Origin of the sequence: Rathayibacter sp. Leaf248, assembly GCF_920939495.1 — a bacterium.
Classification (GTDB): Bacteria; Actinomycetota; Actinomycetes; order Actinomycetales; family Microbacteriaceae; genus Rathayibacter; species Rathayibacter caricis.
Map to the genome: position 1 here is coordinate 1,099,880 of NZ_CAKLAV010000001.1, position 18,281 is coordinate 1,118,160.

The window sequence follows — 18,281 nt, forward strand, 5'->3', positions numbered from 1 at the left end:
AACATCGAACGTCCTGCGCCCGACATGTACACGACCGCGGGGAAGATCGCCGACCTCAAGGCCCGGTACCACGAGGCGGTCACCGCGAGCGGTGAGGCCGCGATCGAGAAGCAGCACGCCAAGGGCAAGATGACCGCCCGCGAGCGCATCGACACCCTTCTGGACCCGGGCTCCTTCGTGGAGCTGGACGAGTTCGTGCGCCACCGCACCCACGCGTTCGGCATGGAGAAGAAGCGCCCCTACGGCGACGCGGTCGTCACCGGCACCGGCACCATCCACGGTCGCCAGGTCGCCGTCTACTCGCAGGACTTCACGATCTTCGGCGGCTCGCTCGGCGAGGTCGCGGGCGAGAAGATCATCAAGGTCATGGACCTCGCGCTGAAGACCGGCGTCCCGATCATCGGCATCCTCGACTCCGGCGGAGCCCGCATCCAGGAGGGCGTGGTGGCCCTGGGCAAGTACGGCGAGATCTTCCGCCGGAACACCGCGTCCAGCGGTGTCATCCCGCAGATCTCGATCATCTGCGGGCCCGCGGCCGGAGGAGCGGTGTACTCCCCCGCTCTGACCGATTTCGTGATCATGGTCGACAAGACCAGCCAGATGTTCGTGACCGGCCCCGACGTGATCAAGACCGTCACCGGCGAGGACGTCGGCATGGAGGAGTTGGGCGGCGCGCTCACCCACAACAAGATCTCGGGCGTCTCGCACTACCTCGCGAGCGACGAGAACGACGCCCTCGACTACGCGCGGACGCTCCTCTCCTTCCTCCCCGACAACAACCTCTCGCAGGCTCCCGTCTTCGACACCGAGGTCGACCTCGAGACCACCGACTCCGACCGCTTCCTCGACACAGTCATCCCGGACAGCCCGAACCAGCCGTACGACATGCGCGTCGTGATCGAGCACATCGTCGACGAGGGCGACTTCCTCGAGGTGCAGCCGCTGTTCGCCCCCAACATCGTGATCGGCTTCGGCCGCGTCGAGGGCCGCTCGGTCGGCATCATCGCCAACCAGCCGAGCGCCATGGCCGGCACGCTCAACATCGAGGCGGGCGAGAAGGCCTCGCGGTTCGTGCGCTTCTGCGACGCGTTCTCGCTCCCGATCCTCACGCTCGTCGACGTGCCCGGCTACCTCCCCGGCACCGACCAGGAGTGGACCGGCGTGATCCGCCGCGGCGCCAAGCTGCTCTACGCCTACGCCGAGGCCACCGTGCCCCTGGTCACCGTGATCCTCCGCAAGGCCTACGGCGGCGCGTACATCGTCATGGGCTCCAAGCAGCTCGGCGCCGACATCAACCTGGCCTGGCCGACCGCCGAGATCGCGGTCATGGGCGGCCAGGGCGCGGTCAACATCCTCTACCGCAACGAGATCAGGAAGGCGGAGGAGGCGGGCGAGGACGTCGCCGCCGTCCGCACTCGTCTCGCGAACGAGTACACCTACAACGTGGCGAGCCCGTTCCTGGCCGCCGAGCGCGGCGAGCTGGACGGCGTCATCGAGCCGTCGGCCACCCGCGTCTCCGTGATCAAGGCGCTGCGGGCGCTGCGCACCAAGCGCGCGAACCTGCCCGCCAAGAAGCACGGCAACATCCCGCTCTGATCCGGCGGCCGCCCTCCTGTTAGCGTGGGCGGCGACGACGGCATCCGCTGCGGAATGACGGAGGGAGCGGGCATGGCGACCGACTCCCTCTCGACCCTGTCCTCCTCGTACGCCGACGAGTTCCCCGTGCGCGGCGCGGCCATCTCGACGATCGGCTCGTCGTTCGGCGGCGAGACCGTCTCGGCGAGCGACGACGTCGCTGCGCGCCTCGACGAGATCCAGCTCGACCTCGGCGAGGGGCCCTGCTGGGATGCCGCGCGGCGCCGCACGCCGGTGCTCGTCGACGACGTGCGCGACGCGGCCGAGCGCTGGCCCCTGTTCGCGGCCGAGGTCGGCCGGCTGCCCCTGGACGCGGTCTACGCGTTCCCTCTGCGCATCGCGGGGCTCGACGTGGGCGTGGTCGACCTCTACAGCACCACCGCGGGTCCGCTGCCCGCCGCGGTGATCGAGCGGATCCGCGCGCGCACGCCCGGCACGGCACTGCGCGTCGTCGCCCATGTCCTCTCGGACAGCGGGACCGCCGCGAGCAGCAACGTGCACTCGCGCCGCATCATCCACCAGGCGACGGGGATGATCCTCGCTCGGCACGGCATCTCGGCGGAGGAGTCCCTCCTGCTGCTCAGGGCCCATGCGTTCGCGCAGGGCCGCCCGGTCGCGGAGGTCGCCGAGGAGATCGTCGGCCGCCGCACCGGGTTCCCCCCTCCTCCCCTCGAAATCTAGGATCGACTGCATGGCGGCCCGCTCACGGGAGCACGACCTCATCGAGACGTTCGTGACCCTCTCCGACACCCTCGTCGACGACTACGACACGGTGGAACTCCTCCAGACCCTCGTGGACCGCAGCGCCGCGCTCTTCGAGGCCGCCTCGGCGGGCATCGTGCTGCGCGACGCCGGGGGCGTCGCCGAGGTGCTCGCGTCGACCGACGAGGACTCCCGCCTGATCGGGCTGCTGCAGCTCCGGGAGGAGTCCGGGCCCTGCATGGAGTGCCTCACGACCGGCGAGGCCGTGGTGGTGCCCGACATCCGCGACGTGCGCGCGGGCTGGGAGCCCTTCCGGGACCGCGCTCTCGAACTCGGACTCCGCTCGGTGCACTGCGTCCCGATGCGCCTGCGCAGCGAGTGCATCGGATCGCTCAACCTCTTCCGCTCCGAGCCGGGCACGCTGCCGGCCGACGACGTCGCCGTCGCGCAGGCGTTCGCCGATGTCGCGACCATCGGGATCCTGCACCAGCGGGCCCTGCTCGAGAGCGACACCGTGCGCGATCAGCTGCAGCACGCTCTGAACAGCCGCGTGCTCATCGAGCAGGCCAAGGGCGCGGTCGCCTACGCCCGCGAGATCTCGACCGACGAGGCGTTCCAGATCCTGCGCCGGCACGCCCGCTCGAACTCGACGGCGCTCACCCTCGTCGCGAGCCGAGTCGTCGCCGGCGAGTTGCGGCTCTAGGCGGTCCGCGCGGGCCCCTCCCGCGCATCGGCCTGCGCGCCCGCTCGCGCCCGCCGTACAGTGGGGAGGGCGCACCCCGGCCCCCGGTGCCGAGCCCATCGCACACGGGGAGAGGTCACGACCATGAAGGTTCTGCGCTACGCCGGAGGCTCGCTGGTCGTCGGGGACGCCGTCGCTCACGCCGTCCTCGACTACGCCCGGACGGCCGACACGGTCGTCGTGCCCGGTCTGACCGAGAGCGGAGGAACGGACGAGGCGGAGCTGCTGCTCGAGCCGACCAGCCAGCTCGCCTCGAGCGCGGCCGGAGGCCCGGAATCGCTGCCCGGCGACGCCGCGACTCTCGCCGACCTGGCCGCCCGACGCGTTCCGGTCGGCTCGCTCGTGCAGCCCGTCGTCGGTGAGCAGGACGCCGACGGCTTCCCCGACCTCGACTTCGAGATCTGGTCGGCGGCCGACGGCGCCTGACGACTCAGCCGGCGTTGCGGACGGGCGTCTCGTGCTCCTCGGGCCGCGCGCCCAGCGTCCGGGCGAACGCCAGTGCGTCGCGGGCCGAGAGGTCCGGGAGGTAGGCGCGCGCCAGCGCCGTGCCGATCTGCGGCAGCCGCATCGCGTCGGGGTAGGCCAGCCAGAGCCCCTCGTAGCGCGGATGGAACTTCGCCTTGAACCGGAAGAGCGACATGAATCCGTAGGCGGGCTCGAGCGTCCGCGCGAGGAAGTCGAGCAGGCGCGAGAGCACGGTCGGCTCGGGCGGCGCCTCCCCCTCGGCGACGGGCGCGGTGGCGAGCGGAGCACCCGACAGCGAGACGTACTCGGCACCGTCCTCCTTCGCGCGCAGGGCCGCGGAGGCGATCAGGAACTCCATGATCCCGGGCATGGCGTCGTCGGAGCGGCGCATGAAGTCGAGCGTCCATCCCACGATCAGGCCGTCGCGGCGCACCGGCAGCCAGCTGGTCACGCCCTGCAGCACGCCGTCCGGTCCCACGGCCAGCAGGAGGGACACCTCCGGGTCGCGGGCCTCGTCGAGACCGCCCAGGGTGAAGCCCATCTCGGGGAGGGCCTTCTCGGCGACCCAGCGCTCCGAGAGGTCGACGATGCTGTTCGAGGTCGCGAGCGACAGCTCCGGCCAGGTGGTCCACACCGCCTCGATGCCGAGCTTCAGCCCCCGGTTCAGCGGGTAGCGCACCTTCTGCCACTGCTTGCCGGTCAGCTCGAACCCTGCGAGGTCGACGACCGTCTCCTCGCCGACCGAGACCCGTGACCAGCCGAGGCGGTCGAACACGGGCAGGAGCTCGTCGTGGACGCTGTAGAACACGGGCGACCAGCCGCGCTCGTCGCAGTGCCGGAGGAAGCCCGCGACGACCTCGTCGCGACGCTCAAGGGCGCACGCCGGATCCGAGAGCGCGATCGCGATCCCCCCGACGACCCGGTAGGCCACTCCGCCCTCGCCGTCCGGAGCGATCCAGTGGTCGTTCCCCTGCCAGGTGCCCTGGTGGCCGAGACTCCCGGCGCCGTGGCGCGCGAGGATCCCGCGGTACACCGCTCCGTCGCCTCGGGACCGTTGCGCGTCGGTGGCGCGCAACAGGGCCACCACGGCGATCACCACGAGCAGCCAGAACGCCGGCCCCACCCAGTCGGACACGACCCGGGCGAGAGGATCGCCCGGCATCGGGAGCCGACCGGCGCCCCCGAGGAAGCCGACGGGCACGAACCGCAGGAGTCCTCCGACGAGGAGACCTCCCCCGTCGACGGCGGGCTCGAAGCTCGTCCGCGCCGCGAAGGCGACGGCCAGGTAGCCGCCCAGACCGGCCACGAAGGCGGCACCGATCGCGCGCCGCCAGCGGCGGGCCGCGGCACGCGGCGCGAGTACGCGGAAGTGCCGGCGTCCGGCGAGCAGGAGCGCGACGACGGCCAGGGGGACGAGGACCGTCGTCGCGACCCAGAGCAGGTACTCGGCGTGGTGCTCGAACTCCGGATGCCGCGCCGCGTGATGGAGCGACAGCACGTCGAGGACGACGATCGCCCCGTTGACGCCGACGGCGAGGACGAGTCCGAGACGCCGGCCGGACCGCAGACCCCGCGCGGCGACCAGGAGCAGAATCAGGGGCACGAACGTCAGCAGGATGGCTCCCGGCTGCACGAGGCTCAACTGCACGTGGTGGGTGCAGTGGCGGGTCAGCCGCGCGCAGGGATCCTCGAGATCGCCCGTACCGGTGAACGCGCTCTGCAGGAGTCGACCGAGGAACGAGAAGGGGCCGTAGCCCGAGTCGGACAGGACGGCGACGAGCGGGCCGAGGGCGGTGACGGCCACGACGGCTGCGAGCAGGCCGCGCGACTCGCGGTGAGAGCTGGGTGCGGGCCGGTGCGGGCGGACGCCGGCGACCGGGCCCGCGAGGACGGCACCGAGGCCCAGTCCCGCGACTCCGGCGAGGAGGCGGTGGACGTCGGCGGGATCGCCGGCGTAGAGCACGAACATGAGCACGAGGGCGAACACGGTGACGCGCAGGCGTCGACGCCACAGAGCGCCCATGAACGCGGTGGACGTGAGCAGCGCGCCCACCGCTCCGGTCAGCGGATCGAACGCGGTGTCGCCGATCGTGTCGCTCGCCCACCACTCCCCCGCGGCCGCGCCGACGACCTGGAGGAGCACGCCGAGGACGATCCCGGTCGTTCCCGTGATCACGAAGGCGAGCACCGTCCGCCACGACCCGAGGCGGCGCTCGGCGATCACCAGGAGCAGCAGGGCGAGCACCGCTTCGAGCACGAGCTGCAGAGGATCGGCGGCGATCACGAGCGCGGTGACCGCGGTCCACGGGCGGCCACCCAGCAGGGAGCCGGATCCGGCGGCCCACCACGCGGCTGTCGTGGCTGAAGCGGGCCCCGCGAGGGTGCCCGCAGCGGCGCTCGCGCCGATCACGAGGAGCACCAGCCCGACCGCGGCCGGCGACCGACGGGCGCCGGCGAGCAGACCGCGGACGGCGGACACGGCGTGCGGGGGGATCCACGACGGCATCGGGAGGTGCTCCTGGTTCGACGACGGTCGGTCGTCGCTCCGGCGGCGTCCGGCGTCAGCATAATCACCTTGCGCCGAACGCCGCCGCAGAGCATGCGGTACCGTCGCGGGATGAGCGAACAGGACTCCGCCCCCTCCGTCGTCATCTCGACCCCCGGGCTCGACGCCCGGCAGATCGCCGCGGTGACCGCCGTCGTCACCGCTCTCGCGACTCAGGGCGCGGACGAGGTCGAGGAGTCGCAGGAGCTGATGAGCGGGTGGAACGACCGCTCCCACGCCGTCCGGGCGCCCCTGCACGCGGCACCGGGCGCGTGGCGCTCCTTCGCCGGCTGACGGCCCTCTGCGCTCCAGGGGCCCGCAGCGGCGGAGAAGATGAATTTTGTACCCCGATTAGTCCCCTAAAGTGACGACTATCAGGCCCCTTCCGATCTGAGCATGATTATCCGTGTTAGGTGTTCACTCCTCGGAGGGGGCATCGCCAATCACTCGCCGACCAGGGTAATGAGGCGGGTGTTTTGGGGGCGAGTGAGGGTAATATTCGGGTTGTTACCCTCACTCGGGGTTTGACGGCGGGCTGGGCCCCCTCTTCGGAGGAGCGGACAGCCCGCCGCACTCTTTTAACCCGTTGTGTTCGTTCGACCCGCTGTCCTTCTGCGATGCGCGCAACTCGTCCGATGGGCGCTCCTCGACTCCGCAGAGCGGGCTCCTGGACGCGAGGAACTCCTCCGCGGAGGGATGTCCGCCGTCGCCCCGGTCAGACCCGCTGGTCGTCGCGGCGGATCTCGACCCAGGCGTCGACCTCGTCGGCCGAGTCGTCGGAGCCGAGCGCGACCGCGCTGCCGTCGCCGGCCGTCCGCAGCCCGACGATCGTCACGGCGGAGGGCGAGTCAGCCGACGCCGTCCGGACGACGATGCGGTCGACTCCGTGGCGGATCCCCGCGAGCGCCTGGGCGAGTTCGTGCAGCACGCGCCTGCTCTCCCGTTCGGACGAGTGATCGAGCCCGCCGTCGTCGAGGACCGACACGGTCACTCCTCGCCTCCGCGCGTCGAGGACGAGCCGCCTGACGTCGTCGTCGAGAAGCCGTCGCCCGCGGATCTCGTCGCGCACCGAGGCCTCGAGGAGGCGGCACTCCATGCGCTCCTCGTCGCTCAGCCCCTGCTCGCTCGCGATGCGACGGAGCATGTCGGAGGCGATCGCGCGGGTCTGCTCGAGGCGGATCTCGCGCTCCGTCAGGTGCGCCTCCTCCGCCGCCCGCCACGACGTCGCGGCGCGCTCCGCCGCCTCGAGCACCCGCGCCTCGGATCCTGCTCGGCCGAGCTCGATGATGAGTGCCTGCGCTGAGCCGACCCAGGCCAGGTTGCCGATGACGCCGAGCGTGAAGAGCGAGAGCGGTCCCGCCCAGATCATCGTGTGCACGATGAGGACGAGCATGCCGGTCCAGGCGAACACCGGACGGCTGCGGGAGCACACGATGGTCATCAGGGTGCCCACGGCGGCGATGTACCAGGTCGAGTAGCCGTTCGGCGCCGCGGGATCGAGCGCCGGTGCCACGAGGAGGGGCAGGGCGACGGCCACCACCGTCATCGACGCGGCCACGGGAGTCGACAGGCGCGTCGTGGCGGACGGCCAGAGCGCCACCACCGTCGCCGCCACGTACAGGGCGACCGCGAGCAGATCGAAGGTGCTGGGCGGGGAGTTGCGGTACGAGAAGAACGCGAGGACCACGTGGTACAGCGAGAAGCCCGCGCCGAGCGCGTAGAGCAGCGGGCGCGGATACGCGATCACGAGCCGGTCCCCGACCGCGCGGCGGCTGTCCGGGCACTCCAGCCGATCACGACGCGGGTGCCCTCCCCGGGGCGGGACTCCACCCGCGCATCTCCGCTCACGTTGTGCACCCGCTCGAGGATCGAGAGCCGGATGCCCAGTCGCTCGCGCGGCACATCGGCGACGCGGAAGCCGCGCCCGTCGTCCTCGACCACCACCTCGACGGAGTCCACGTCGAGCAGCCCTCGCACGGTGCGGCGCACCTGATCGCCGGGTCCCGCGTGCTGGACGCTGTTCGACAGCGCCTGCCAGACGGCTCCGAGGACCGCCTCCGCCACGGTGCGCGGAACGGACGCCGTCCGGGGATCGGCCGCCGGAGCGGTCCCCACGTCGAGATCGGCGGCGAAGGTCGACGCGGCGTGCGCGAGCTGCCGCTCGACGACCTCGAGTGGCACCGCCCCCTCCGCGACGTCCGACTCCTTCTCGGGCAGCAGCACGGCGAGGGTCCGGCGGGCCATGGACGACGCGAGCGCGCGCTGGGAGGGCGACTCCGCGGTGGCGGCCGCGAGGAGCGTCGCGAGCACGTTGTCGTGCACGAGAGCGTCGACCTCGATCCGCTCGACCTCCCCCGCGTGCTGGCGCATGGCCGCCTCGTACTGCTCCATCGCCGTGGTCTGGGCGCGGTCGACCTCCTCGGCCGACTGCCGGAGCACCGAGATCAGCACGAGCATGACGAAGCCGACGATGCCCACGTAGAAGGCGTCCAGCACTGCTCGGGTCGGCTCGACGGCTCCGCCCGACGGCAGCACCCGCAGCACGCAGAAGAGCACCGGGGTGACGACGGCGTAGACGACCGCCACCCGCAGCGGAGCGACGAGGGTGCAGAAGGCCGTGCCCAGCGTCAGCAGGTAGAAGACATAAGGCATCGCGGGCAGGACCTCGCCCGGGACGACGCTCAGCGGCCACGTCAGCAGCGCGAGGAGGAGGGCGCCCGCCACGAGGACACCGGTGATGCGCGTGCCGCGGTGGACGACCGCGGTGCCGACGGCCGCGGCCAGCGCGCCGAAGACCAGGGCCAGCACCGGCCAGGCCACCGCCGGCTGGAGGAACCGCAGCTGGTCGAGGATCGGCGGGACCGTCTGCAGGGCGAAGCCGAAGCCGAAGAGCGAGAGGACCGTGGTGACGATCCGGTCGATCCGCAGCCGGTTCGCCGGCGCACCCGTCGGCGGAGCGTCAGCGACCGGCATCGCCGTCATCCGGATCGATGCCGGGCAGGATCCCGTCCTCCACGGCGCGGCGGAGCAGGTCGACCTTCGTCGGCGCGGGTCGGCCGATCTCGACGTACTTGTCGCGGATCCGGTCGAGGTACTCCTTCGCCGTCGACACCGAGATCTGCAGCCGGTCGGCGACGAGCTTCAACGGGAGACCGGAGGCGTAGAGGTGCAGCACGTCGCGCTCGCGACGGCCGAGGACCGCTCGCGCGAAGTCGTCGTCCGCGTCGATCGCCGACGCCCACTCGAGGTTGTTCAGCACTTCGCCGCGGGCGACGGTGCGGATGGCCGCGATCACGGTGGACATCGGCGACGACTTCGGGATCACCCCGGCCGCGCCGGCCGCCAGGGCCTCCCGCACGGCCACCACGCGGTCGGCGATGCTGTGCACGAGGACCGCGGATCCGCGGACCTGGCCCCACTTCACGTTCGCGGTGATGCTCGAGCCGTCGTTCAGGGAGAGATCCAGCACCAGGACCTCGATCTCGGATCCGTCGAGGACCTGCTCGAGGACGCGCACGGTCTCGGCGGCGGCGACCACGTGCATCCCGGCGTTCTCGATCGCTGCGGCGACGCCCAGGCGCACCGACTCGTGGTCGTCGACGATGGCGACCCGCACGCGCGGCTCCCCGACAGGCTCAGCGTTCACAGGTCCACTCCCTCGGGTCCGTCGGGGTCATCGTAGCGACGCCGGGGTCAGGCGGAGCGGCGCACCAGCCGCGCGACGGCCTCGACGTGCGAGGTGTTCGGGAAGAGGTCGAAGCCGTCGAGGCGCTCGAGCTCGTAGCCGCCGGCCGCCAGAGCTCCCACGTCGCGCGCGAGGGCGACCGGATCGCACGCCACGTAGACGAGCTGAGCGGGAGCGAGCTCGACGAGGGCGTCGGTGACCGCGCGGCCCGCACCCGAGCGGGGCGGGTCCAGCACGACTGTCGCCGAGCGCCAGCGCTCGCGCTCGCGCGCGTCGGCCTGGGCGAGAGCGTCCCGGAGGTAGCGGTCGACCCGGGCGGTCACCGCGCGGGCGCCGACCTGGTCCGACAGGTTCTCCAGCGCGTGCTCGGTGGCGCGGGCGTCGCTCTCGACGCTGGTCACGCGGAGGCCGGCTCCGAGACGGTCGGCGAGCGCCGCCGCGAGCAGGCCGACTCCGCCGTAGAGGTCGTGGTTGGCCCCACGGGGGTCGCTCCGCTCGGGGTCGACGGCCGTCTGAACGGCCTCGAAGAGGGCCGCCGCGGCTCCGCGGTGCACCTGCCAGAAGCCGGAGCGGTCGACGTGGAAGGTCCGGTCGGCGACGAACTCGGTCACGACGGTGCGGTCGCGACGGGCCTTCTTGTCGGACGGGTCGTGCACGAGGACCGCGGCGCCCTCGGACCCGGCCGCATCGACCAGGTCGACCACCGAGCCGGGAGCGAGCCGGCCGTCGAGCGGGGCTGCGGCGGCGCTGGCGGCGGTCGCGAGCGGGAGCGTGTCGACGGTCACGACGTGATGGCTCCGCGACGCGTACGGACCGACGCGGCCGTCGTCGTCCACGTGCAGGCGGTTGCGCGTGCGCCAGCCGAGGCCGCGGGTCTCGTCGTCGCCCTCGATGGGCGACACCTCGACGCTGACCTCCTGCCGCGCGAAGCGGGCGAACGCGTCCTCGAGGACCGTGCGCTTGAGCTCGCGCTGGTGCGCGAGCGCGGCGTGGCCGAACTCGGCACCGCCGACACGGTCCTCCGGGCGGCGGTCGATCGATGCCTCGGCCCAGACGTGCGCGACGCGGTGGGGGGACGACTCGAGGACCTCGAGGGCGTCGGCCCGCCAGAAGCTGTCGTGGCGGACCTCGCTGATGCGCGCCCGGACCCGCTCGCCCGGGAGCACGTCGGGGACGAAGACCACGCGGCCCTCGTGGCGGGCGACGAACACGCCTCCGTGGGCCACGTTGCTAATCTCGAGCTCGACCTGCGTCCCGAGCACGCCGTCGTCCTCGGAGGGACGGGAGGGTGTGCGGGACGCGGACTTCAACATCCATCGAGCATCCCACAGCGGGGGCCCGGCCGCAGGGAGCACGCATGCGCCTCTACCTCGCCTCCACCTCCCCCGCGCGCCTGGCGCTGCTGCGGTCCTCGGGCATCGAGCCCGTCGTCGTGCCCTCACAGGTCGACGAGCCGGCGGCGGTCGCCCTGGCCGAGCAGGAGTCGGGCGCTCCGCTCGACGCCGACGCCGTGGTGGCGCTGCTCGCCCGCGCGAAGGCGCGCGCCGTTCTGGGCCCCGACGTCGACGGTCTCGTCCTCGGCGGCGACTCCGCGTTCGTGCTCGACGGCGTGGTCCACGGCAAGCCGCACGAGCCCGAGCGGGCTCGCGAGCGCTGGCGGGCGCAGCGCGGCCGGGAGGGCCGCCTCCACTCCGGGCACTGGCTGATCGACCACCGGGGCGGGGAGGTGCACGCGGAGGTCGGCACGGTCACCTCCGCGGCCGTGCACTTCGCCTCCGACATCGAGGACGACGAGATCGACGCCTACGTCGCGACGGGCGAGCCCCTCGAGGTGGCCGGAGCGTTCACCATCGACGGCCTCGCCGCCGGCTTCATCACGCGGATCGAGGGGGACCCCTCCACGGTGATCGGGATGTCGGTGCCCGCTCTGCGCTCGCTGGTCCGCGAGCTCGGCGTGCCGTGGACCTCGCTCTGGAACCGCTGACTCCGCACCGGGTTGTGCGGAACCGACGAAGCCCCCGCGCTTCTTTGTGGTGAGCCGCCACGGGCATCCTCTGAGGGCCCCCTAGGGTGGGGAACCATGTCGCGTATTACGAAGGTGCTCATCGCCAACCGAGGCGAGATCGCCGTCCGAGTCGTCCGAGCCGCCCGCGACAGCGGAATCGCCTCCGTCGCCGTCTACGCCGACCAGGACCGCGACGCCCTGCACAGCCGCCTCGCCGACGAGGCCTACGCGCTCGGCGGCACCACCAGCGCCGAGACCTACCTCGTCATCGAGAAGCTCCTCTCGGTCGCCCGCCGCTCGGGCGCCGACGCCGTGCACCCCGGCTACGGCTTCCTCGCCGAGAACGCCGACTTCGCCCGTGCGGTCATCGACGCCGGCCTGATCTGGATCGGCCCGAGCCCCGACGCCATCGAGCGCCTCGGCGACAAGGTGTCGGCTCGCCACGTGGCCGAGAAGGTCGGGGCGCCGCTGGCCCCCGGCACCCTGAACCCCGTCTCGGGTGCCGCCGAGGTGCTCGAGTTCGTCGACCAGCACGGCCTGCCCGTCGCCATCAAGGCGGCGTTCGGAGGCGGCGGTCGCGGCCTCAAGGTCGCCCGCGAGCGCGACGAGGTCGAGGAGATGTTCGCCTCCGCCACCCGCGAGGCGGTCGCCGCCTTCGGGCGCGGCGAGTGCTTCGTCGAGAAGTACCTCGACCAGCCGCGCCACGTCGAGACCCAGTGCCTCGCCGACGCCCACGGCAACGTCGTCGTCGTCTCAACCCGCGACTGCTCGCTGCAGCGACGGCACCAGAAGCTGGTCGAGGAGGCGCCCGCGCCGTTCCTCACCGACGAGCAGAACGCCGAGCTCTACCGGGCGTCGAAGGCGATCCTCCGCGAGGTCGGGTACCTGGGCGCCGGAACGTGCGAGTTCCTCGTCGGCAAGGACGGGACCGTCTCGTTCCTCGAGGTGAACACGCGACTGCAGGTCGAGCACCCCGTCTCGGAGGAGATCACCGGCATCGACCTCGTGCGCGAGCAGTTCCGCCTCGCCGAGGGCGGTGTGCTCGACTACGACGACCCCACCCCGCGCGGCCACTCGTTCGAGTTCCGCATCAACGGCGAGGACGCCGGACGCGGCTTCCTGCCGGCTCCCGGACCCGTCCACGTGTTCAAGGCGCCGGGTGGACCCGGCGTCCGCGTCGACTCCGGCGTGGTCGCGGGCGACGTGATCTCGGGGTCCTTCGACTCCCTGCTCGCGAAGCTCGTCGTCACCGGCAGCACCCGAGCCGAGGCGCTCGAGCGATCGCGCCGCGCCCTGGAGGAGTTCGAGGTGACCGGCCTGCCGACCGTCCTCCCCTTCCACCGCGCGATCGTGCGCGATCCCGCCTTCGCCCCCGAGGGCGATGCGCCCTTCACGATCTACACGCGCTGGATCGAGACGGAGTTCGACAACACGATCGAGGCGTGGAGCGGGGAGCCGGGCGCGATCCCCGAACCCGCCGCCCGCCAGAACGTGGTCGTCGAGGTCGACGGGCGTCGTGTCGAGGTCACGCTGCCGAGCGAGTTCGCCCGCTCCGGACCGTCGCGCGCCGCGACGGCGTCGGTGCCCAAGCGCCGCGGGTCGGGCTCGGTCAGCACCGTCACCGGCGACTCCGTCACCTCCCCGATGCAGGCGACCATCGTCAAGGTCGCGGTCGCCGAGGGCGACTCGGTCGTGACGGGCGACCTCGTCGTGGTCCTCGAGGCCATGAAGATGGAGCAGCCGCTCACCGCCCACAAGGACGGCGTCGTCACCGGCCTGTCCGCCGAGGCCGGCACCACGGTCTCCGCGGGCCACGTGCTCCTGCAGATCGTCTGACGCGAGTCGGCTGCGGCGGGCGGTCGCTCCCGCGCGTCCGTCGCGTGGGCGGTGATCGCTCCCGCGCGTCCGTTGCGTGGACGGTGATCGCTCCCGCGCGTCCGTTGCGTGGACGGTGATCGCTCCCGCGCGTCCGTTGCGTGGACGGTGATCGCTCCCGCGCGTCCGTCGCGTGGGCGGTGATCGCTCGCGCGCGTCCGTCGTCGGTGGATCTCGATACGCCCGCTCCGCGGGCTACTCGATCAGCAAGGGGGGCGAGCGCCCTCAACCGAGAGCGGTGGCGTCAGCCCCGATCCGCGCTCTCGACCTTCGTTCCGGGATCAGCAGAAGCGCGCCACCGGATCGCAGACACGGCACGAGCGCGCGAGTGAGAATCGCGTGCGAGCGATTCGAAGCAGCGCGACGCATCCCGCTTAATAGAACGCACCAATCGCCCTGCCGACCGCGCTGAGCCGCGCAGGGAGCGGCTCAGAAAAGGGCACCGCACATCGTGAGCTAGCGCTCATCGTGAGCGAGCTCACGATGAGCGCTAGCTCACGATGTGCATGGCACGCGCCGCGTCCGAGATCGAGCCGGTGAGGCTCGGGTAGACGGTGAAGGCCCGGGCAACCTGATCGACGGTCAAGCGGTGCTCCACGGCGAGAGCGAGGGGGAAGATCAGCTCGCTGGCCTTCGGGGCGACGATGACTCCGCCGATGACGGTGCCGGAGCCGGTGCGGGCGAAGAGCTTCACGAAGCCGTCGCGGATGCCCATCATCTTCGCGCGCGGGTTGGCGGCGAGGGGCAGCTTGTAGATCTCCCCCTGGGCGATTCCCTCCTCGATCTCGCGCTGGCTCCAGCCGACGGTCGCGATCTCGGGCTGGGTGAAGATGTTCGCCGCGACGTTGCGCACCTCGGTGGGGTTCACGGCGTCGCCCATGGCGTGGAACACTCCGGTGCGGCCCTGCATCGCGGCCACGGAGGCGAGCGGGAGGAACGTCGTGCAGTCTCCGGCGGCGTAGATGGACGGGACGCTGGTGCGCGCGACGCGGTTCACCCGGATGTGGCCCGACTCCGTCAGCTGCACGCCCGCCTCCTCCAGGCCGATGCCCGCCGTGTTCGGCACGGAGCCGACGGCCATCAGGCAGTGCGAGCCCTCGACGACCCGCCCGTCGGACAGGACGGCGCGGACGCCCTTCTCGGTCCGCTCGACGCGATCGGCGCGGGACTTCGAGAGGACGGTCATGCCGTTGCGCTTGAAGACGTTCTCGATCACGGCAGCGGCGTCGGCGTCCTCGCCGGGCAGGACCTGGTCGCGGGAGGAGATGAGCGTCACCTTCGCGCCCAGCGCCCGGTAAGCGGAGGCGAACTCGGCGCCGGTGACGCCGGAGCCGACCACGATGAGGTGCTCGGGCACGGTCTTGAGGTTGTAGAGCTGGGTCCAGCTCATGATCCGCTCGCCGTCGGGAGCGGCGGACGGGAGCACGCGCGGGCTCGCTCCGACCGAGACGACGATGGTGTCGGCCTCGATGCGGTCGAAGTCCATGCCCTCCTCGCCGGGAGCGGTCGAGACGATCAGCGCGTTCGACCCGTCGAGGCGACCGTCGCCCGAGACGATGCGGACGCCGTGGTGCACGAGGTTGGCGCGCATGTCCTCGGACTGCTGACGCGCGAGACCGAGCAGGCGCTTGTTGACGGTGGCCAGGTTGACGGCCACCTCGGGCCGGACGGGCTTGTTCGTCTGCTCGGAGCGGGTGAAGAACTGGACGCCGAGATCAGCGGCCTCCCCGATCGCATTGGTCGCCTCCGCGGTCGCGATCAGCGACTTCGACGGCACGACATCGGTGATGACGGCCGAGCCGCCCACTCCGACCCGCTCGACGAGCGTGACCTCGGCGCCCAGCTGCGCACCGGCGATGGCGGCTTCGTAGCCGCCGGGTCCCCCTCCGAGTACGGCGATCCTCTGCGTGCGCTCGAACTCGTAAGCCATGACTCCCATTGTCCTCCGTCTCTGGGAGTTCGCCCAATCGGTGCGGCGCCCTGCCGCGCCGCTGCGTGCCCGCTGCTCCCCGTGAGCCGTGGATAGGGTGGGGGAATGGCCGACCAGACCCCGAATCCGCTCGATCCCGCCGACGCCGATCCCTTCGCGATCGCCCGTGAGGCCGCCGCTCAGATCGCCGAGGAGACGGGCGTCGAGAGACACGACATCGCCCTCACGCTCGGCAGCGGGTGGGGCAAGGCCGCCGACCTGATCGGCGAGACGACCGCGACGGTCGACGCGACCCGCATCGTCGGCTTCTCGCGACCGGCCGTGCACGGCCACGGCGGCACCCTCCGCTCGGTCCTGCTGCCGACCGGGAAGCGGGCGCTGATCATCGGGGCGCGGACCCACTACTACGAGGGCTACGGCGTGCGCCGCGTCGCACACAGCGTGCGGACCGCCGCCGCCACGGGCGCGACCGTGATGATCCTCACGAACGGCGCCGGAGGCATCAAGGAGCACTGGACGCCCGGCACGCCGGTGCTGATCAGCGACCACATCAACCTGACCGCCGACTCGCCGCTCGAGGGGGCGACGTTCGTCGACCTCACCGACCTCTACTCCTCGCGTCTGCGCGCGCTCGCCCGCGAGACCCGCGCCGAGCTCGACGAGGGCGTCTACGTCCAGTTCCGCGGTCCGCACTACGAGACCCCGGCCGAGGTGCAGATGGCCCGCATCATCGGTGGGCACATCGTCGGCATGTCGACGGCGCTCGAGGCGATCGCCGCGCGCGAGGCCGGCATGGAGGTGCTCGGCATGTCGCTGATCACGAACCTGGCCGCCGGGATCCAGAAGACGGCCCTCAGCCACGAGGAGGTGCTGGAGGCCGGCCGGAACGCCGAGGACGACCTCGCCCGCCTCCTGGCCGGCATCACGGGGACCCTGTGACCGCGGGGATCCGCGCCCTCGCCGAGGACTGGCTGGCGCAGGACCCCGATCCGGAGACGCGCGAGGAGCTCGTGCGGCTGCTCGTCGCCGACGAGGCGGGCGACGCCGACGCGACGGCCGAGCTCGAGGACCGCTTCGGCTCCCGGCTCGCGTTCGGCACCGCGGGGCTGCGCGGGGCGATCGCCGCGGGGTCGAACCGGATGAACCGCGTGCTGGTCTCGCAGGCCGCCGTCGGCCTCGCCGAGCACCTCCTCTCGCAGGGGATCGAGCGCCCCGTCGTCGTCATCGGCTACGACGGCCGGAAGAACTCGCGCGTCTTCGCCGAGGACTCCGCCGCGCTGATGGCCGGCGCGGGCGTCGACGCCGTGCTGCTGCCGCGCCTGCTCCCCACTCCGGTGCTGGCCTTCGCGGTGCGCCATCTCGACGCCGATGCGGGCGTCATGGTGACGGCGAGCCACAATCCGCCCCAGGACAACGGCTACAAGGTGTACCTCGGCGGCGACGACCAGGGCTCGCAGATCGTCCCTCCGGCCGACGCCGGGATCGCCGAGCGGATCCTCGACGTCGCGCGGACGCGTCGGGTCACCGAACTCCCTCGCGGGGAGTACCGCACGGCGGACGAGTCGGTGGTGACCGCCTACATCGACGCGACGGGCGCGGTCGGCCGGCAGACCGCTCCGCTGCGCGTCGTCTACACGGCGATGCACGGGGTGGGCTGGGAGACCGCGCACCGCGTGCTCTCGGCCGCCGACTTCGACGAGCCGCTCGTCGTGGTCGAGCAGATCGACCCGGATCCCGCGTTCCCCACGGTCGCGTTCCCCAATCCGGAGGAGGAGGGCGCGCTGGACCTCGCCTTCGCGACCGCCCGGACGGGTCGTGCCGACCTGATCGTGGCCAACGACCCCGACGCCGACCGGTTCGCCGCGGCGATCCCGGACGACAGCACCGCGGACGGCTTCCGCCGGCTCACCGGCAACGAGGTCGGTGCGCTGCTCGGCTGGCGCGCCGCGGAGCGCGCTCGCGCCGAAGGACGCGTGGGCGGAGCGCTCGCGTGCTCGATCGTCTCCTCCCCCGCGCTCGGAGCGGTCGCGGCCGACTACGGGCTGACGTTCGTCGAGACGCTCACGGGCTTCAAGTGGATCTCGCGGGTGCCCGATCTCGTCTTCGGGTACGAGGAGGCGCTCGGCTATCTCGTGAATCCCCGGACGGTGCGCGACAAGGACGGGATCTCGGCGGCTCTGGCGTTCCTCGACCTGGCGAGCGGTCTGGCATCGGAGGGGAGGACCATCGCCGACCAGCTCGACGCCTTCGCCGACCGCTTCGGCCTCTTCGGCTCCGAGCAGATCTCGCTTCGGGTGACCGATCTGTCCGAGATCGGCAGGATCATGGCGGCGGTGCGCAGCGCCCCTCCGACGTCGATCGGTGGACTGCCGGTGCAGCGGGTCGAGGACCTGCTCGAGGTCGAGGGCGATGTGCCGCCGACGGATGCACTGCGTTTCACCCTCGACGGAGCGCGCCTGATCGTGCGCCCCAGCGGCACCGAGCCCAAGGTCAAGCTCTACCTCGACGCCTGGTCCTCGGACGCCGACCCCTCGTCCCGCCGCTCCACCGTCTCCGCCCGCCTCTCCGCCCTCCGCACCGGCGCCGAGTCCCTCCTCCGCTGACCCCCGCCGCGAGACGCCACTCGAGCACCCCTCCCCCGGGTGCGCGCCGGCCCGATGCGGCATCTCGCGGCACCCGTCCCGGCTCTTCCGAAAC

At 72.2% G+C, this 18,281-nt stretch carries 15 protein-coding genes; 9 read left to right on the forward strand and 6 right to left on the reverse strand.

Annotated elements, in window-relative coordinates:
- Positions 1–24 precede the first annotated feature (24 nt).
- The 4 genes from LRG51_RS05380 (at position 25) to LRG51_RS05395 (ending at position 3,505) form a co-directional block, all read left to right on the forward strand.
- A complete protein-coding gene (locus LRG51_RS05380; protein WP_055788093.1) occupies positions 25–1,596 on the forward strand; it encodes an acyl-CoA carboxylase subunit beta in 1,572 nt (523 codons plus the stop codon).
- Between the two features lie 72 nt (positions 1,597–1,668).
- On the forward strand, positions 1,669–2,316 hold the full coding sequence (locus tag LRG51_RS05385; RefSeq protein ID WP_055788089.1) for a GAF and ANTAR domain-containing protein: 648 nt from the start codon (positions 1,669–1,671) through the stop codon (positions 2,314–2,316).
- 10 nt (positions 2,317–2,326) lie between these two features.
- Complete coding sequence (locus LRG51_RS05390) at positions 2,327–3,040, forward strand: GAF and ANTAR domain-containing protein (protein WP_107574805.1); 714 nt, start codon at positions 2,327–2,329, stop codon at positions 3,038–3,040.
- A 123-nt stretch (positions 3,041–3,163) separates the two neighbouring features.
- The gene (locus LRG51_RS05395; protein ID WP_055788083.1) at positions 3,164–3,505 is read left to right on the forward strand and encodes a hypothetical protein; all 342 of its coding nucleotides are present in this window, start codon (positions 3,164–3,166) and stop codon (positions 3,503–3,505) included.
- A 4-nt stretch (positions 3,506–3,509) separates the two neighbouring features.
- On the opposite strand, the gene LRG51_RS05400 is transcribed toward LRG51_RS05395, so the two are convergent.
- Positions 3,510–6,050: a bifunctional lysylphosphatidylglycerol flippase/synthetase MprF gene (locus LRG51_RS05400; protein ID WP_230671550.1), complete on the reverse strand. Its 2,541-nt coding sequence runs from the start codon at positions 6,048–6,050 to the stop codon at positions 3,510–3,512.
- A gap of 111 nt (positions 6,051–6,161) precedes the next feature.
- Here LRG51_RS05400 and LRG51_RS05405 point away from each other — a divergent pair, with 111 nt between their 5' ends.
- Entirely contained in the window at positions 6,162–6,383 is a 222-nt protein-coding gene (locus LRG51_RS05405; protein WP_055788077.1) for an acyl-CoA carboxylase subunit epsilon, read from the forward strand.
- 421 nt (positions 6,384–6,804) lie between these two features.
- Here LRG51_RS05405 and LRG51_RS05410 read toward each other — a convergent pair whose 3' ends face one another.
- From LRG51_RS05410 to LRG51_RS05425, 4 genes are read right to left on the reverse strand one after another with little or no spacing between them, the layout of a single operon-like run.
- Positions 6,805–7,836: a hypothetical protein gene (locus LRG51_RS05410; protein ID WP_107574801.1), complete on the reverse strand. Its 1,032-nt coding sequence runs from the start codon at positions 7,834–7,836 to the stop codon at positions 6,805–6,807.
- Complete coding sequence (locus LRG51_RS05415) at positions 7,833–9,062, reverse strand: ATP-binding protein (protein ID WP_230671552.1); 1,230 nt, start codon at positions 9,060–9,062, stop codon at positions 7,833–7,835. Before LRG51_RS05415 ends, LRG51_RS05410 begins: the two co-directional genes overlap by 4 nt.
- Complete coding sequence (locus tag LRG51_RS05420; RefSeq protein WP_055788068.1) at positions 9,049–9,735, reverse strand: response regulator transcription factor; 687 nt, start codon at positions 9,733–9,735, stop codon at positions 9,049–9,051. The genes LRG51_RS05415 and LRG51_RS05420 overlap by 14 nt, the downstream gene beginning before the upstream one ends.
- A gap of 47 nt (positions 9,736–9,782) precedes the next feature.
- Entirely contained in the window at positions 9,783–11,087 is a 1,305-nt protein-coding gene (locus tag LRG51_RS05425) for a class I SAM-dependent RNA methyltransferase (protein ID WP_230671554.1), read from the reverse strand.
- A gap of 44 nt (positions 11,088–11,131) precedes the next feature.
- On the opposite strand from LRG51_RS05425, the gene LRG51_RS05430 reads away from it, so the two are divergent.
- Together LRG51_RS05430 and LRG51_RS05435 are read left to right on the forward strand one after the other, a co-directional pair.
- Positions 11,132–11,758 carry a Maf family protein gene (locus LRG51_RS05430; RefSeq protein WP_230671556.1) on the forward strand — a complete coding sequence of 209 codons (627 nt, stop codon included), beginning with the start codon at positions 11,132–11,134 and terminating at the stop codon, positions 11,756–11,758.
- Between the two features lie 96 nt (positions 11,759–11,854).
- A complete protein-coding gene (locus LRG51_RS05435; protein ID WP_230671558.1) occupies positions 11,855–13,615 on the forward strand; it encodes an acetyl/propionyl/methylcrotonyl-CoA carboxylase subunit alpha in 1,761 nt (586 codons plus the stop codon).
- A gap of 529 nt (positions 13,616–14,144) precedes the next feature.
- Here LRG51_RS05435 and LRG51_RS05440 read toward each other — a convergent pair.
- Positions 14,145–15,584, reverse strand: a complete 1,440-nt coding sequence (locus LRG51_RS05440) for an NAD(P)H-quinone dehydrogenase (protein ID WP_055788056.1) — start codon at positions 15,582–15,584, stop codon at positions 14,145–14,147.
- Positions 15,585–15,689: 105 nt separating this feature from the next.
- Between LRG51_RS05440 and LRG51_RS05445 the strand changes: the two genes are divergently transcribed.
- A complete protein-coding gene (locus LRG51_RS05445) occupies positions 15,690–16,523 on the forward strand; it encodes a purine-nucleoside phosphorylase (RefSeq protein ID WP_107574796.1) in 834 nt (277 codons plus the stop codon).
- Positions 16,520–18,187 carry a phospho-sugar mutase gene (locus LRG51_RS05450; protein ID WP_230671560.1) on the forward strand — a complete coding sequence of 556 codons (1,668 nt, stop codon included), beginning with the start codon at positions 16,520–16,522 and terminating at the stop codon, positions 18,185–18,187. The genes LRG51_RS05445 and LRG51_RS05450 overlap by 4 nt, the downstream gene beginning before the upstream one ends.
- Positions 18,188–18,281 lie beyond the last annotated feature (94 nt).